The organism is Streptomyces sp. NPDC048337 (assembly GCF_043201175.1).
Classification (GTDB): Bacteria; Actinomycetota; Actinomycetes; order Streptomycetales; family Streptomycetaceae; genus Streptomyces.
Window position 1 is genome coordinate 80,853 of the sequence record NZ_JBICYR010000025.1, and the last position, 16,129, is coordinate 96,981.

At 70.3% G+C, this 16,129-nt stretch carries 14 protein-coding genes and 1 pseudogene; 12 read left to right on the forward strand and 3 right to left on the reverse strand.

Annotated elements, in window-relative coordinates:
* Nucleotides 1-341: 341 nt before the first annotated feature.
* Both ACGFYU_RS31365 and ACGFYU_RS31370 read left to right on the forward strand, forming a co-directional pair.
* A pseudogene (locus ACGFYU_RS31365) lies at nucleotides 342-653 on the forward strand (acyl-CoA dehydrogenase); the annotation flags it as partial.
* A gap of 44 nt (nucleotides 654-697) precedes the next feature.
* Nucleotides 698-862: a hypothetical protein gene (locus ACGFYU_RS31370; RefSeq protein ID WP_393830693.1), complete on the forward strand. Its 165-nt coding sequence runs from the start codon at nucleotides 698-700 to the stop codon at nucleotides 860-862.
* 136 nt (nucleotides 863-998) lie between these two features.
* On the opposite strand, the gene ACGFYU_RS31375 is transcribed toward ACGFYU_RS31370, so the two are convergent.
* The 3 genes from ACGFYU_RS31375 to ACGFYU_RS31385 form a co-directional block, all read right to left on the reverse strand.
* Nucleotides 999-1,892: an NAD(P)-dependent oxidoreductase gene (locus ACGFYU_RS31375; RefSeq protein ID WP_393830694.1), complete on the reverse strand. Its 894-nt coding sequence runs from the start codon at nucleotides 1,890-1,892 to the stop codon at nucleotides 999-1,001.
* Nucleotides 1,893-2,124: 232 nt separating this feature from the next.
* On the reverse strand, nucleotides 2,125-2,772 hold the full coding sequence (locus ACGFYU_RS31380; RefSeq protein WP_393830695.1) for an NAD(P)-dependent oxidoreductase: 648 nt from the start codon (nucleotides 2,770-2,772) through the stop codon (nucleotides 2,125-2,127).
* A 107-nt stretch (nucleotides 2,773-2,879) separates the two neighbouring features.
* On the reverse strand, nucleotides 2,880-3,971 hold the full coding sequence (locus ACGFYU_RS31385; RefSeq protein ID WP_393830696.1) for a LuxR C-terminal-related transcriptional regulator: 1,092 nt from the start codon (nucleotides 3,969-3,971) through the stop codon (nucleotides 2,880-2,882).
* A 165-nt stretch (nucleotides 3,972-4,136) separates the two neighbouring features.
* On the opposite strand from ACGFYU_RS31385, the gene ACGFYU_RS31390 reads away from it, so the two are divergent.
* The 10 genes from ACGFYU_RS31390 to ACGFYU_RS31435 all read left to right on the forward strand — a co-directional run.
* Nucleotides 4,137-4,328, forward strand: coding sequence for a hypothetical protein (locus ACGFYU_RS31390; protein ID WP_393830697.1), 192 nt, complete (start codon nucleotides 4,137-4,139; stop codon nucleotides 4,326-4,328).
* A 122-nt stretch (nucleotides 4,329-4,450) separates the two neighbouring features.
* Entirely contained in the window at nucleotides 4,451-6,811 is a 2,361-nt protein-coding gene (locus ACGFYU_RS31395) for an AAA family ATPase (RefSeq protein ID WP_393830698.1), read from the forward strand.
* Between the two features lie 84 nt (nucleotides 6,812-6,895).
* The gene (locus tag ACGFYU_RS31400) at nucleotides 6,896-7,663 is read left to right on the forward strand and encodes an SDR family NAD(P)-dependent oxidoreductase (protein WP_393830699.1); all 768 of its coding nucleotides are present in this window, start codon (nucleotides 6,896-6,898) and stop codon (nucleotides 7,661-7,663) included.
* 52 nt (nucleotides 7,664-7,715) lie between these two features.
* Complete coding sequence (locus ACGFYU_RS31405; RefSeq protein WP_393830700.1) at nucleotides 7,716-8,927, forward strand: cytochrome P450; 1,212 nt, start codon at nucleotides 7,716-7,718, stop codon at nucleotides 8,925-8,927.
* A gap of 11 nt (nucleotides 8,928-8,938) precedes the next feature.
* The gene (locus tag ACGFYU_RS31410) at nucleotides 8,939-9,148 is read left to right on the forward strand and encodes a ferredoxin (protein WP_393830701.1); all 210 of its coding nucleotides are present in this window, start codon (nucleotides 8,939-8,941) and stop codon (nucleotides 9,146-9,148) included.
* On the forward strand, nucleotides 9,145-10,611 hold the full coding sequence (locus tag ACGFYU_RS31415) for an MFS transporter (RefSeq protein WP_393830702.1): 1,467 nt from the start codon (nucleotides 9,145-9,147) through the stop codon (nucleotides 10,609-10,611). The genes ACGFYU_RS31410 and ACGFYU_RS31415 overlap by 4 nt, the downstream gene beginning before the upstream one ends.
* Nucleotides 10,612-10,753: 142 nt before the next feature.
* Complete coding sequence (locus ACGFYU_RS31420) at nucleotides 10,754-12,406, forward strand: FAD-dependent oxidoreductase (protein ID WP_393830703.1); 1,653 nt, start codon at nucleotides 10,754-10,756, stop codon at nucleotides 12,404-12,406.
* 14 nt (nucleotides 12,407-12,420) lie between these two features.
* Nucleotides 12,421-13,218, forward strand: coding sequence for an SDR family NAD(P)-dependent oxidoreductase (locus ACGFYU_RS31425; RefSeq protein WP_393830704.1), 798 nt, complete (start codon nucleotides 12,421-12,423; stop codon nucleotides 13,216-13,218).
* A gap of 141 nt (nucleotides 13,219-13,359) precedes the next feature.
* Complete coding sequence (locus ACGFYU_RS31430; RefSeq protein ID WP_393830705.1) at nucleotides 13,360-14,466, forward strand: NAD(P)-dependent alcohol dehydrogenase; 1,107 nt, start codon at nucleotides 13,360-13,362, stop codon at nucleotides 14,464-14,466.
* Nucleotides 14,467-14,677: 211 nt separating this feature from the next.
* Nucleotides 14,678-16,129, forward strand: a 1,452-nt coding sequence (locus ACGFYU_RS31435; RefSeq protein ID WP_393830712.1) for a type I polyketide synthase, incomplete at its 3' end; no start/stop codon positions are given.

The following is a 16,129-nucleotide window of genomic DNA, read 5'->3' on the forward strand; positions in this document are numbered from 1 at the left end:
GGGGCGTGCCGCACCTGGTGACGGTCCTCGGTGAGGGCGGGACGGGGAAGAGCAGGCTGCTGCGGGAATTCGAGCGCCGGGTCACGGTACGGGGCGGCGGATCACGGGTCCTCACCGCACGTGTCAACTCCGGGTGCCGTGGCGCCCATTGGAACCTGGCCACGGGCATGGTGCAGCGGCCCGACGGCTCACACGAAGAGGTCATCGCCGTGGTGCCGATGGACCGGATGAGCGTCGTCGACGACCGGGACGTCTCGGCCGCGGCCGGCACCGGGAGCGCGACGACGGCGGCGAAGGACGTCTTCGTGCCCGCGCACCACGTGGTCTCGTACGAGGAGGCCATGATCGGCACCACCTCGGGTCGCTCCAACACCGGGGCGACGGGCCGCAATTACGGACTCCTGGGCTACATCCTCGCGGACGTCGCCTCCGTGTTCCTCGGCATCGCGCGCGGTGCGTACGAGCTGTTCCTGGAGCGGCTGCCCGGCCGCGGCATCGCCTACACCAACTGGACCGAGCAGAGCCTGTACCCGCTCACCCAGGTGCAGGTGGCCACGGCGGCCAACAAGATCGCCGCCGCCGAGGCCCTCTCCACCCGGTGGTTCGACGTCCTCCAGAAGCGCGCCGACGCCGGCGAGCAGCCGACGGACGAGGAGAAGGCCGTGGTGCGGGGCCAGACCGCGTTCGCGGTCGAGCTGTGCAGGGAGGCGGTCGTTCCGTCATCCACCGCAGTGTCGCCCTGCAGCGCTTCCACCGCGACATCGAGGGCCTGTCCCTGCACGCGCTGGTGCAGCTCAACGCCAACCTGGAGGTGCAGGGCCGCGTCTTGCTCGGCCTGGACCCGGAGACCGATTTCCTCTGAGCCGCCCCGCGCTCCACGCCGCTGCGCCCCGCCGGACGATCCGGCGGGGCGCAGTCGTGCGCAGGGCCTCCAGCCTGCGGGGAACAGAACGACCCCGTCCGGTCGCGGTGACCGGACGGGATCGGGTGGGACGCGGTTACGAGGCCTTCGGGTCCTTGAACAGCTCGATCATGGCCGCGTAGCTGTTCTCGGCGAAGCCCTTGGCGATGACCCGCTTCACCAGATCGTGGACGGAGGCCGGCAGCTCGGTGTTGATGCCCTGCGCCTCGCTCTCGTGGAGCAGGTGCTCGATCGACGCGAAGTGCGTTTCGAGCTTGGCGTCGTTCGCCGGGTACTTGCCGTCACCCGCGTCGATCTGGCCCGCGTAGTCGGTGGCGAAGAGCTTGACGGCGTCGATCCACGAGGTGGCCCAGGGCAGGAAGGTCCGGGCGTCGATGTTCGCGCTCTTGAGCAGCGCGGCACCGTGGATGAAGCTGTTCAGCGTGCCCCACATGACACCGAGGAGGGCGACGTCGTAGAGAACGGCGAGGCCGGGGTCCTCGCCCACGTACGTGGTGGCGCCGCCCAGCACCTTCAGGGTGGCCTCGTGCTTGTCGAAGGCGCCCTTGGAGCCGCTGTGGAAGAGCACGGACTCGGCCGCGCCGATGGTCGCGGGAATGGCCATGATCGCGCCGTCGAGGTACTCGGCACCCCGCTCGGAGGCCCACACGGCCGTTTCGCGGGCCTGCTCCGAGGAGCCGGAGGTCAGGTTCGCGAGGACCCGGCCCGACAGGGCGCCGTCCAGCGGGTCCAGGATCTCGTGCATCACCTCGTAGGTCGAAAGGCAGACGACGACCAGCTCGGCGGCGGTCACCGCGTCCGCCGGGGTGGTCGCGAGTAACGCTCCCTGCTTGACGAGCTCCTCGGCCTTCTCGGGCGAGCGGTTCCACACGGTCGTTGGGTGGCCGGCCTTCAGGAACGCGGCGGCCAGTGCCTGTCCCATGAGTCCCAGTCCGATGACCGTCACCGGTGCGCGGTCGTTGCCCGCCATTGCAGCTCCTATGCGTTTTTCGTGAATCGTTTCGACACGCCGGCAGCGCCGAAGAGCGATCACCCCGCCCCTCCGACATGCAGCCTGATCAGCCTCGTCCAGGGGGATATCGGGATCAAGTAGTTACTTCGAGGTGCCCACTTACCGGTAGGTAAGTGTCGACAACGCACGCAGCCCCCCCGTACCAGGTCCGGGCCTGGTACGGGGGGGCTGCTCGTGGCTTCCGAGGGTATTAGTCGGCCACGGAGATGCGGGTCTTGTGGTGCTTCGGGGTCTCGGCCTCGTCCAGGAGGGCGACGGCGAGGTCCGCGTAGGAGAGGTGGCTGGAGCCGTCCTCCTTGGTCAGCAGCTGGTCGCCGCCGACGCGGTACGTGCCCGTGCGCTCGGCCTCGTCCAGGAGCATCGGCGGGGTGACGACCAGCCAGTCCAGGTCCGTGGTGGCGGAGCGGAAGACCTCGAGGCCGGCCGCGTGGCCCTTCGAGAACTCGAGGAAGGCCTCCGGGAAGTCCGGGCCGTCCATGATGCGCTGGCCGGGGGCGAACTCCAGGTTGGAGACGAGGCCGATGATCAGGGCGCGGCGGACGCCCGCCTGCGGCAGGCTCTCCAGGAGCGCGTGGGCGGCACCGACGAAGAACGGCTCGGGGGCCTGGGTGGCGTCGTAGACCGCGCTGATGGCAATGTCGTGGCCCTCGGCCGCGGCGGCAACGCTGCGGACGTTGGTGATGTCACCGGCGACGACCTGGACCCGGTCGGAGGCCAGGTCCTCGTACTTGGCGGGGTCGCGGACGACGGCCGTGACCTCGTGGCCGCGGGAGAGGGCCTCGGCCACTACCGCACGACCGGCCTTGCCGCCGGCTCCGAACACAACAACCTTGCTCATCTGCATGCCTTTCTCGCACCTAAGGGCCGCGGGGGAAGATCTCCGGCCCGAAAATGACGGTAGTCAACGACATTTGGGCGGGCAACGGGAGACGACCCCAGAGTTCTTTAGGGGTTGGCGGTGGGGGCCCCTCCGAAATTGGCCACGGGCGTGCCGGGAAGCATCCCGTCCTCCGCGCTCTCCACGAGCGGGACCAGGTCGTTGTGGCGGATGAGGTAGCCGGCCTGGAGGCGGGTGCGGGCGCCGATGCGCTGCATCAGGTCCGAGATGCGGCGCTGGCAGGTGCGGGGGGAGATGCCGAGCCGGCGCGCGATGGACTTGTCGTCGTGGCCGCTGACGAGCATCCGCAGCACCGCCTCGTTCAGTGAATCCGAAATGGACCGGATCTCGCTCCGGTCGAATTCGGGATTGAACGGTTCCGAGGTCGCCCAGGCGTATTCGAAGGATTGCACCACGAATTGGGTGACGTCGGGGTTGCGGATGAGCGCCGCGCCCTTCGGGTTGTCGGGCAGGGTGATGACAGCGGTGGTCCTGTCGTACACGATGGCCCGGGTGAACCCGCTTCCGGTGGTGCGCACCTCGGCGCCATTGCTGATGATCTTGCTGACGTAGTCCCGGGTGGGCTGGTCGAAGCGGGCGGTGTGCTGGTAGAGGGTGCGCATGCGCACCCCGCGGGCCAGGATGACGCTGTCGCGGCGGGCCGTCTCCTCCAGGACCTCCGGGCTCCGGGCGCCGCCGGGCTGGGAGGTGATGACCTCGGACTGGCACTCGTCCGCCAGCCGGCCCAGGACCCCGCGCACCGCGTCGAGGTCGTCGATGCGCTCGATGCCCGAGGAGCGGGAGCCGTCGGAGGTGCTGGAGCGGTAGAGCGGCAGCAGGCTGTGCATCTGCTGGCGTACTTGTTCCACCGCGTGCTGGCGGGCGCGCAGCTCCTCGTCGTAGGGGGAGAGGAGCTGGAGGGAGGCGGAGGCGGGGTCGACGACGACGAACTGCTCGCGTCCGTCCCCGGTGGGCCGCAGCAGCCTCAGTTTGGCCAAGTCGCCTATGGCCGAATCGACTTGGGAGGCGGGGAGGCTGAGGTCGTCGGCGCAGGTGGATACGTCGATGCATACGCGCTGGACCGCGTAGGAGTAGACGCGATGGGTGACCGTGTCGGCTTGGGGGACGCTGGAGGCGTCCGGTATGTCTGCATTTGGCACGGTTTAGATCCTCTCCACTTTCAGCCAGTCGCCAAGTGGATCCTACGCAGTCAGACGCCCGCCGCCCCTGGGCTGTGATGATTGCCGACAGCGGGGGGAACGCCGCTGACCAGCGAGGCAACAGCCGTTCTTGGATGCTTTCCGCTCATTGTTCTGGGGGAACCGATGACGCTCGTGCATTTCAACATGCGTACTTTCGCCAACTTCGCCCTTGTCGGCGCCGCCCTCGCCGGGGTCCTCGTCGTGAGCGCGGGTTCCGACCGCTCCGCGGACCGGACGGCCTCCCTTGCCACCGCCCCGGCCACCGCCGCCGCGGACCCGGGTGACAGGCACCCGGACGACCAGGGCTGGGGCTGAACCGCCCCGCTCGCGGGACCGGATCCCGCGCGGGTGTACAGGCCACGGGGGCGCAGCAGCCTGAAGACGCAAACTGGGGGATAAACCTGATGACTTCCATCCACAATGCATTCGGATGGAAAGTGCTCCGCGACATTCTCGCCGACGCGACCGCGGGGTACGGAAGAACCGCTCTGGTGACCGGCCCGGTCGCCGCCGGCAAGACGACGCTTCTGCACTCCTTCGCCGAATACGCCGCGCAGCGCGGTGTGCTGGTGCTCCGGGCCGACTGCTCGCGCTTCATGCCGACCGGCCCGCTGGGTCTGGCCCGCCGGCTGCTCGGCGCGCAGGCCGAGTTCCCGGACGACGCCGATCTCGCGCCGGAGGACCAGGAGCTGGAGGCCGACGACGCCATCGCGCACATCGTCGAGCTGTCGTACCGGAGCACCGTGCTCGTGTGCGTCGACGACCTGCGCCACGCACACCCCGCCTCGGCCGGGTTCCTCTCGCGGCTGGCCTCGGCCATCGGCGACCGCCCGGTCCTGGTCGTGGCCACCGACCGGGTCAGTTCGCCGCACGGCTTCCACTGGCTCGCCCAGGAGCTGACCGGCCGTTCGACGTTCCGGAAGATCTCGCTCACCTCGCTGCTGCCCGAGCAGCTCGTCGCCCTGGCGGAAGCCGACTTCGGCCTCGGCCTCGACGCGGACACCGCCTCCCGGCTGCTCCGGCTCTCCAACGGCAACATGCTCGTCACCACGGCCCTGCTGCGTGACCTCGCGGCGGACCGGGACCGGCACCCGGCGCCCGGCGAGGGCGACCGTGTCCCCATCGGCCCCGGATACGCGCGCGCCGTCCTGGAGACCCTGCACCGCCTGGACCCCGAGATACGGGAGATCGCCGAGGCCATCGCCGCCGCGGGGGAGCACGAGTCGGCGCGCCTGATCGCCGAGATCTCGGGCAACGAGATCGCCGTCGTCGAGGAGGCCACGCGCGAACTCGTCGCGGCGGGCCTGCTCGCGGCCGGCGGGTTCCGCCACGAGATGGCGCGCGGCGCCATCCTCGGCGACATGCCCCGCCGGCGCCGGGTGACCCTCGGCAAGCAGACCGCCGTCGCGCTCAAGGACGACGGGGCGTCGGCGGAGGACGCCGCACGATGGCTGGAGTCCTTCCACAACGGCCCCGTGCCGCCGCGTTCGCCGCAGCGCAGCACCGGCGAGGACTTCCTCATCTCCGGCCGCCGGCTCGAAACCCTGTGGGACGCCCGGGACATCCTCGGCAGCATCGACCAGGGCATCCACGACCTGACGGCCCGCGAGGACCTGCGCCTGATGGACCTGGAGGCCGGCAAGCTCCTGGTCGCCGCCGAGTTCCCGGGGCTGCTGCGCCAGGCCGTGGACGAGCGGGCCCCGCGCCAGCGGATCGACACCACCTCCGTCCAGGGGGCCCGGTACGCCGCCGCCTGGTCCCTCGCCGGCACGCTGACCGGCCGCACCGAACCGGGGCACGCCGCCCAGCTCGCGGACCAGGCACTCCAGCGCAGCATCTTCACCGACGAGATGGCGCCGGCCACGCTCGCCGCGCTCTGGGCGCACGTGCACGGCGGACGGGCCGAGCAGGCCCGCTCCTGGTGCGACCGCTTCCTCGCGGACGGCACGGACCGCCAGGCCATGCCGTGGCGGGCCTCGCTCACCGCGCTGCGGGCCGAGGCCGCCCTGCGTACGGGCGACCACGCCGGGGCCGTCGCGGACGCCGCGCTCGCCCTGCGGATGCTGCCCGCGTCCCGCTGGGGCGTGCGGATCGGCGGACCGCTGGCCACGCTGCTGCACGCCCACACCCTCGCCGGCACCTCCGTGAAGGGGGCCGTGCTGCTGCGGCGCCGACTGCCGGAGTCCATGTTCGAGACCCGGTACGGGCTCGGCTACCTCTACGCCCGCGGCCACCACCACCTGGCGACCGGGGACCACCTGCTCGGACTCGCGGACTTCCTGCGCTGCGGACGGATCCTGGCCGACTGGGGCTTCGACCACGACCGGCGGATCCCCTGGCGGCTGTCGGTGGCCGCGGCCTACATGGCCATGGGGGACTACAGCAAGTCCGTCGAGTACATCGTTCAGGCGCTGGACCGGCCCGGGCTGCTCATCGCCGGCCTGGACGCGGGGGAGAGCCGCTTCGACACCCGCGAGGCGATCTTCGAACAGCTGCGGGAGGCCATCGGCACCCCGGGGCTGGCCACGGTCGCCGCCGGACTGCAGAGCGGCGGACTGCTCTCCGAATTGGAGGGCGACACCCCGCGGTACAAGATCTACGACCGCAACACGGTGTGCCTCCAGCAGCTCAGTCCATCCGAACGGCGCGTGGCCGTGCTGGCCGCCAAGGGCGTGTCCAACCAGAAGATCGCCCGCGAGCTGTCCGTGACGGTGAGCACGGTCGAACAGCACCTGACCCGCACCTACCGAAAACTTCAGCTCGCCGACCGCCAGGAGCTCCGCTCCCGGCTGGGCTGATCCCGGGCGTGAGCCGCCGCGACCTCCGCGGCGGCTCACGCATGTCCCGATTCAAAGAACAAACAGAACAAATCTAGGAGAACCGTGGATTTCGGACTCAAGAACAAGGTCGTCGTCATCACCGGCGCCAGCGGCGGGATCGGCCGGGCCGCGGCCGTGGCCTTCGCCGCCGAGGGCGCCCACGTCGTCGCGACCTACCACAGCAACCCCGGCGGCGCCCAGGAGACCGTGCGCCGTGCCGGACTCGCCGGCGGCGAGGCGGTCGCCGAGCAGCTGGACCAGGGCGACCAGGCCTCCATCACGCGGTTCCTGACGGCCGTCGACAACCGCTGGGGCAGCGTCGACGTGCTCGTCAACAACGCCGTCGCCATGCCCGGCTTCCCCGGGCACGGCGAGCTCTTCGAGACCGAGCCCGCCGAGCGCTTCGCCGCGTCCCTCCAGGCCAACCTGCTCGGCCCGTACCTGCTGAGCCGCGCCGTCGTCGGCGGCATGCGGCGCAACAAGTGGGGGCGCATCGTGCACATCTCCTCCACCTTCGCCGAGGACGGCTACCCGGGCCGCTCCGCCTACGCCGCTGCCAAGGCCGGACTGCACGGCCTGACCCGTGTCATGTCCCGCGAGCTCGGCCGCGCCGGCATCCTCACCAACGCCGTCCTGCCCGGCTTCACCCCGGGCGACAAGCCCATGTCGCCGGGCCTGCTCAACTACACGGCCGAAGCCGCCGCCACCAAGCGGAACACCTCCCCCGAGGACGTCGCCAACACCGTCGTCTTCCTCGGCTCCGCGGCCAACAGCAACGTCACCGGCGAACTCGTCCGCGTCGACGGCCACTTCCTGACCCCGGCCCCCTGAGCCGCGGGCCCTCGACCCGACCCCGACACACCCAGACTGGAGACGATCCCCGATGACGGAGACGCTCGCGTCCGAATCGACGGAAGCGCTGCCCGAACTGCCCATGACCCGCAAGTGCCCCTACCACCCGCCGGCCGAGTACGAGGACCTGCGCGCCATCGGGCCGGTCACCCGCGTACGCCAGTGGGACGGCCGCCCCCTGTGGGCCGTGACCGGACACGCCGAGACCCGCGAACTCATGTCGCACCCGGCCATGTCGGTCGACCGCTTCCACCCCAACTTCCCCATGCCGATCCCGGCGCTCACCCAGCTCCAGACCCCGCGCTCGGCGGCCATCGGCGCCCTCATCAGGACCGACCCGCCACAGCACACCAAGCAGCGGCGCGACGTCCTGCCCAGCTTCACCCTCAAGAAGATCGCCGCGATCAAGCCCGAGATCGAGAAGACCGCGGCCGCCCTCGCCGACGAGATGGTTGCCTCCGGCAATTCAGCCGACCTCCTCGAGGTCTACGTCAAGCCGCTCATCGCCATGGTGCTCTCGCAGCTCCTCGGCATCCCGTACGAGGACCGCAACTACTTCGAGGACCTCACCTACCGCCGCTTCGACCCCGCGCAGGTCGTCGACGCGATGAGCGACCTCGCCGACTACCTCGGCAAGCTCCTCATCGCCAAGGAGACCACCCCCGGCACCGGCCTCCTCGACGACCTCGTCACCCAGGTCAAGGACGGCACCCTGGAGCGCGACGAACTCGTCCGCTACGCCCTGGTGCTGGTCATCGCCGGCCAGGAGACCACCGCCAACACCGTCGCCCTCAGCGTCCTCACCCTCCTCGAGCACCCCGAGCAGCTCGACGAGCTCAAGGCCGACGGCGACCTGTGGCGTAACGCCGTCGAGGAACTGCTGCGCTTCCTCTCCCTCACCGGCGGCCTGTCGCGGGTCTCCACCGCCGACATCGAGATCGCCGGAGTCACCATCCGCGAGGGCGACGGCATCCTCTTCCTCAACCCGGCCGCCAACCGCGACGAGGCCCAGTTCGAGCGCGCCAACGAGCTCGACATCCACCGCAACGTCCGCAACCACCTCAGCTTCGGCTTCGGCATCCACCAGTGCATCGGCCAGAACCTGGCCCGCGTCGAACTCGACGTCGCGCTGCGCACGCTGTTCGACCGCGTGCCCACCCTGCGCCTCGCCTCCCCCGTGGAGGAGATCGAGGTCAAGCAGGGCCTGGTCTTCGGCCTCGCCGAACTGCCGGTGGCCTGGTAACGGAGCCCACCATGACCCTTCACATCACCGCGAACACCGCCGTCTGCATCGGCGCCGGCCAGTGCGTCATGGCCGCGCCCGACCTCTTCGACCAGGAAGAGCACGGCACGGTCATCGTCCTGGAGGACGAAGTCCCCGCGGACGAGCTCGCACTCGTCCGCGAGGCGGCCTACCTGTGCCCCTCGCGGGCCATCACCTATACCGAGACGAGCGCCACGTGACCGACACCATGGCCGGCGCCCCGGCCGCCAAGACCGGCGCGCGCGACACCCGCTGGTGGGGGCTGGTGATCATCTCGCTCGCCCAGCTGATGGTCTGGCTGGACGCCACGATCGTCGCCGTCGCGCTGCCCTCCGCCCAGGAGGCCGTCGGCCTCACCGACGCGTCCCGCCAGTGGACGGTGACGGCCTACGCCCTCACCTTCGGCGGGCTGCTGCTCCTCGGCGGCCGCGTCGGCGACGTCCTCGGCCTCAAGCGCTCCCTCATGATCGGCGTCATCGGCTTCACGCTGGCCTCCGCCGTCGGCGGCGCCGCCACCACGCCGGAGATGCTCGTCGGCGCGCGCGCCGCGCAGGGCGTCTTCGCCGCCCTGATCGCCCCCTCCACCCTCTCCCTGATCAGCAGCACCTTCACCGTCCCCGCCGAACGCGCCAAGGCCTTCGGCATCTTCACCGCCATCTCGATGTCCGGCGGCGCCACCGGCCTCATCCTCGGCGGAGCGCTCACCGACTACCTCGACTGGCGCTGGTGCTTCTACATCAACATCCTCTTCGCCGCGGCCATCCTGATCGGCGGCTACCTCGCCCTGGTCAACCCCGAGCGCAACCCGGACACCAAGCTCGACGTCCCGGGTGCGATCCTCGCCACGGCGGGCATGCTGGCGCTCATCTACGGCCTCGGCGAGGGCGGTTCGGAGGGCTGGGACTCTCCCGTCATCCTCGGGGCGCTCGGCGCGGCCGTCGTGCTGCTGGGCGCTTTCGTCCTGGTCCAGCACAAGTCCGAACGGCCGCTGCTGCCCCTGCGGGTGCTCACCAACCGCAACAGCGGCGGTGCGTTCCTCGCCATGAGCATCTCGGCCTTCTGCATGCTCGGCATGTTCCTCGGGATGACGTACCAGCTCCAGTCCGTCATGGGGTACTCGCCGTTCAAGACCGGTCTGGCCTTCCTGGCCTACATCGTCACGGCGGCCGTCTACTCCACCAAGGTGGCCAGCAAACTGCTGATGCACCTGCGGCCGAAGGTCATGATCGCGGCCGGACTGGTCATCTCGGCCGCGGGGCTGCTCGTCCTGACCCGGCTCACCCCGGACAGCGGGTACCTCACCGGCGTCTTTCCCGCCCTGATCCTCTTCGGCCTGGGCGTCGGAAACCTCGCCGTGCCCGTCTTCCAGACGGCCATGGCCGCGGCCGAACCGCGGGACGCGGGCATCGTCTCCGCGGTCGTCAACACCTCGCAGCAGGTGGGCGGTTCCATCGGCGCGGCCCTGCTCAACACCGTCTCGACGAGCGCCGCCGCCACGTACCTCGCCTCCCACACGGGGGCGGGCGCGGAGCAGGCGGCGGCGGTCCACGGCCTCGCCCTGGCCTGTGCGGTCGCGGCGGGCGTCGCCCTCGTCGGCGCCGTGGTCGCGGGCACGCTCATCAACGTGCGGCCGAAGCGGCCCGAGGCCGCCGCTGCGAAGTAGTGCGACACCGGTGTCGGCGGCCGTGAGCGGGTGAAAGTCCGTCATGTTCTGCCGGCTGATTGTTGGGGTTTCTTAGGGGAGTTGTTTTCCGGTGATGGCCGATAACCTCCCCTAGGAAATCACTCCAACCTTCCCGCATTCCATGCATCAAGGGGACTTTGCTGTGTCCGTTTACGCCAGACGAAGTGTCATTGTGGGGGCCGGAGCCGTGGCCGCCGGCCTCGCCGTGCCCCAGGTGGCCCAGGCCGTCGACCCGGGTTCTCCGCCGCCTTCGGGAAAGATCGAGAACAGCCCTTCGGTTGTGGTCCCGTCGTCGGATCCCCGCTATGGGGAACTTCAGCTTCGCAACTGGAACAAGCTGTACAAGGCCAATCCCGAATACTTTCGGATCGTCCGTACGCCGTACCAGGTGAACCGGGCCGTCGCCGACGCCTACGCCGCCGGAAAGCGCATCGCGGTCCGCTCCGGCGGCCACGGTCTCGCCGGCCTCGTGGAGGACCCGGCCAACCAGGTCGTCATCGACTTCTCCGAGATGCGCTCGGTGACGTACGACGACAACATGGCGGCCTTCTGCATCGAGCCCGGCGCCACGCTCGGCCAGATCTACCGCAACCTCGACTACGGCTGGGGCGTCACCCTCCCCGCCGGAACCTGCCCCGCCGTCGGCGCGGGCGGCCACATCATCGGCGGCGGCGTAGGTGCCCTCTCCCGCCAGCACGGCCTGGTCTCCGACCACCTCTACGCCGTCGAGGTCAACCACGTGAACGCGGCCGGCGAGGTCAAGACGGTCATCGCCACCCGCGACGCCGCAGACCCCAACCGCGACCTGTGGTGGGCCTTCGCCGGCGGTGGCGGCGGCAACTTCGGCGTCGTCAGCCGCTTCTGGCTGCGCACGCCGAACGTCACCTCCCTCAAGCCGCAGGACCAGCTGCCCAAGCGGCCCCAGGCCATCATGACCGCCCGCGCCATCTGGAACTGGGCCGACATGGACCAGGTGTCCTTCATCCAGCTGCTGAAGAACTTCGGCACCTGGCACGAGCAGTACAGCGCCCCCGGCCAGCGCGGCAACCAGCTGTACGCCTCCCTGATCGCCCCCCGCAAGGAAGCGGGCAAGATCTTCGTCTCCGCCCAGGTCGACCCGGCCGACCCGGCCAACGAGACCCTGCTCAACGACTTCATGACGGCGCTCACCGCCAACGTCACGGCGCGCCCCCTCCTGCTCAACACCGGCCGTCAGCCCTGGCAGTACACCACCGTGAACGCCCCCGACACGGCCGTGGCCATGGGCGTCACGGGCCCGCCGCGCTCCCGCACCAAGGGCGCGCTGCTGCGCAAGCGGTACACCGACGAGCAGGCGGCGCTCATCTACTCGAAGCTGACGTCGACCACGTACTCCCACACGGCGTCCAGCTTCAGCCTCGGCTCCTTCGGCGGGCAGATCAACGCCACCGCCGAGAACGCCAGCGCCTCCGTGCACCGCACGGCGATCATGCTCGCCTCGGTCTTCAGCTGCTGGGACGTGCCCGCCGACGACGCCAAGCACCAGACCTGGAACCGCGAGTTCTACCGCGACCTGTACGCCGACACCGGCGGCGTCCCGGTCCCGAACGACCGCTACGACGGCTGCTTCGTCAACTGGCCCGACACGGACCTGGCCGACCCGGCCTGGAACACCTCCGGCGTCCCGTGGACGACCCTGTACTACAAGGGCAACTACGCCAAGCTCCAGCAGGTCAAGGCCAAGTACGACCCGAAGGACATCTTCCGCCACAAGCTGTCCGTGCAGCTCCCGTGAGCGTGGAGCAGCCAGTGGCGCAGTCATCGAACACCGCCGAGAAGCCCGTAGTCCTCGTCACCGGCGGGGCCAGCGGGATCGGCGCCGCGGCCGTCCGACGGTTCATCCGGAACGGAAGTTCCGTGGTGATCGCGGACGTGGACGCCGGGCAGGGGGCGGCGCTCGCCGCCGAGACCGGCGCCCACTTCGTCCGTACCGACGTCCGCGAGCTCGCGGACAACGAGGCCGCGGTGGCCGCCGCCGTCGATCGGTTCGGCCGGCTGGACATCGTCCACCTCAACGCCGGGACCATCAGCAGCACCTCCATCGGCGAGGGCTTCGACCCCGAGCGGTACCGGCGGCTGATGGGCATCAACCTCGACTCCGTCGTGTACGGGATCCAGGCCGCCCACGGCCCGCTCAAGGCCACCGGCGGCAAGATCGTCGTCACCGCGAGCGCCACCGGGATGCGGCCCTCGTACGAGGTCTTCTACTCGGCGAGCAAGCATGCCGTCGTCGGCCTCGTCCGCTCCCTCGGGCCGGTCCTCGCGGCCGACGGGATCTCCGTCAACGCCCTGTGCCCCGGCCTCGTCGACACCCCGCTGATCGCGGACCGCATGGCGGAACTGGCCCGGGCGGGGATGGCGGTCTCCAGCGTCGACAGCGTCGTCGACGCCCTGGACACCGTCCTCGCGGACCCGCGGACCGGGCTGGCGTGGCTGGTCATGGCCGACCGTCCGCTCGCGCCGTTCGAGTTCGCGGACCTGCCCGTCGCGCAGGAGCACAACCTCGCCTTCGAGAACGGTGGGGTACGGGCCGTCCGTACGGCCTGACCTCCTCCTCTCGGCTCCACCGCGAGCCACGACACCCCGCCCGGGTCCGCAGTCGTCGGGCCCGGGCGGGCGTCGTGAACCCACCGATCCACCCATCCAGATCCACCCCATCCACTCGTGAACGCAGGAAGGAACCACCGCATGGCTGTCACCAAGGCGGCAATCGTCAGGCAGAAGGGAGGGCCGTTCCGGATCGAGGAGATCCAGGTGGAGGGGCCGCGCCTCGACGAGGTCGCCGTACGCATCGTCGGAAGCGGCCTCTGCCACACCGACCTGCTCGCCCGCGATCAGGTCCTGCCGCCCGGGGCCCCCGCCGTACTCGGCCACGAGGGAAGCGGCGTGGTGACGGCCGTCGGCGCGGCGGTCACCTCGGTCGCCGTCGGCGACCGGGTCGTACTGGCCCCCATGAGCTGCGGCCAGTGCCGCGGCTGCCGCACCGGACACCCGATGCACTGCTCCTCCTTCCTCGGCGTCAACCTGATGGGCGGACGCCGGGACGGCAGCACCGCCTACCGCGACGCCGCCGGCGAGGAACTGCGCGGACACTTCTTCGGCCAGTCCTCCTTCAGCACCGAAGCCGTCGTCAACGAACGCAGCGTCGTACGGATCCCCGACGACTGTGCCGACGTACCGCTGGAGATCCTCGGCCCGATGGGCTGCGGCCTGCAGACCGGCGCGGGAACCGTACTGAACTCCCTCAAGCCGTCCGCGGGCAGCAGCATCGTCGTCCTCGGCGCGGGAGCGGTCGGCCTGGCCGCCGTCATGGCCGCCGGGATCGTCAGCGCCGGCACGATCATCGCCGTCGACCTGCACGACAGCCGGCTGGAGCTGGCCCGCGAACTCGGCGCCACCCACACCTTCCGCGCCGACTCGCCCACCCTCGTAGAGGACGTGCTCGCGCTCACGGGCCACGGAGCCGACTTCGCCGTCGACGCCGTCGGCCTGCCGCAGACCGTGCGCACCGCCGTCGCCGTCCTGGGCATCGGCGGCACCGCGGCCATCGTCGGCTCCGCCGGCGCGGGCCAGGAGGCCTCGCTCGGGATCTCGCAGCTCTTCGGGCGCACGGTCAAGGGAGTCGTCGAGGGCGACTGCGTGCCGGCCCTGCTCATCCCGGAGCTCATCCGGCTGCACCGCGCGGGCCGGTTCCCGTTCGACAAGCTCATCCGGACCTACGGCTTCGACGACATCGAGCAGGCCGTCGAGGACGCCGAACAGGGCCGCACCGTGAAGCCGGTACTTGTCGTCTGAATGTTTCCGTGGGATTTCCCCCAGGGGCGCGGCACCATAACACCGGTGCCGCGCCCCCTGCTTTTCCCGCTCCGAATCTGTCAGGTCCGCGGCTAGGGGAACTTTAGGGGCTCTCAAGAGGGACGTTGATCGTTAGGGTCGAACCTGAGAGCAAGCAATGTGCGCGATCTCGAAAATGCCGTCGATTTGGTTATGGTGAGGTTGAGAGATGATGGACGCTGCATCCGTCGTAAATGGCGACTCAGTCGATCAGAATGACGAGATCGCAGTGGTCGGAATCGCCTGCCGATTTCCGCAGGCACCGACTCCGGGGTCTTTCTGGCAACTGCTGAACTCGGGCAAGCACGCCGTCACCGGAATCCCCGCGGACCGCTGGGCCGGCGAAGGCCACGGCGCGTTCCTGGACCGGATCGACGAGTTCGACCCCGCGTTCTTCGGCATCTCGCCCCGCGAGGCCGTCTACATGGACCCCCAGCAGCGCCTGATGCTGGAACTGGCCTGGGAGGTCCTCGAGGACGCGGGCGTCATCCCCGCGAACGTCAAGGGCAGCCGGCTCGGCGTCTTCGTCGGGACCATCTGGGACGACTACGCCAAGCTCATCTACCGCGACGGCGTCGACAGCGCCACCCAGCACACCACCACGGGCATCCACCGCAGCATCATCGCCAACCGGATCTCGTACTTCCTCGGCACCAACGGCCCCAGCCTGATTGTCGACTCGGGCCAGTCCTCCTCCCTGGTCGCCGTCCACCTCGCCTGCGAAAGCCTGCGCAACGGCGAGTCCGAGACCGCCATCGTCGGCGGCGTCAACCTCAGCATCCTGGCCGAGACCACCGAACTCTCCGCGCGCTGGGGCGGCCTGTCCCCGGACGGGCGTTGCTACACCTTCGACAGCCGGGCCAACGGGTACGTGCGCGGCGAGGGCGGCGGCGCCGTTCTGCTGAAGCCGCTGGCCCGTGCCCTGGCCGACGGCGACGACATCTACTGCGTCATCAAGGGCAGCGCCGTCAACAACGGCAGCGACGACTCCCTCACCACCCCGAGCCGCACGGCCCAGGAGGACGTGCTGCGGCGCGCCTACGAGCACGCGGGCATCGAGCCCGGGCAGGTCCAGTACGTCGAACTGCACGGCACCGGCACCCCGGTCGGCGACCCGATCGAGGCCGCGGCCCTCGGAGCCGTCCTCGGTGGCGCCCGCGACGCGGACCAGCCGCTGCACGTCGGCTCCGTGAAGACCAACCTGGGCCACCTCGAAGGCGCGGCCGGCATCGCGGGCCTGATCAAGGCCGCCCTCGCCGTGAAGCACCGCGTACTCCCGGCCAGCCTCAACCACGAGACCCCGAACCCCGAGATCCCGCTCACCGAGCTGAACCTGCACGTCCAGACCGAGGCCGGCGCATGGCCGCGGGCGGACCGGCCGCTGGTGGCGGGCGTCAGCTCCTTCGGCATGGGCGGCACGAACGCGCACGTGGTGCTGGAGCAGGCTCCGGAGGTCGAGGAGCCGGTGGCCGAGGGTGTCGCTCCGGCTGTGGTTCCGTTCGTGGTGAGCGGTCGTACGGCTGGTGCGTTGGGTGCGCAGGTGGAGCGGCTGCGGGAGTTCGTGGCGGGTTCGGATCTGCGTCCGGTGGATGTCGGCTCCTCGCTGGTGGGGTCGCGGTCGCTG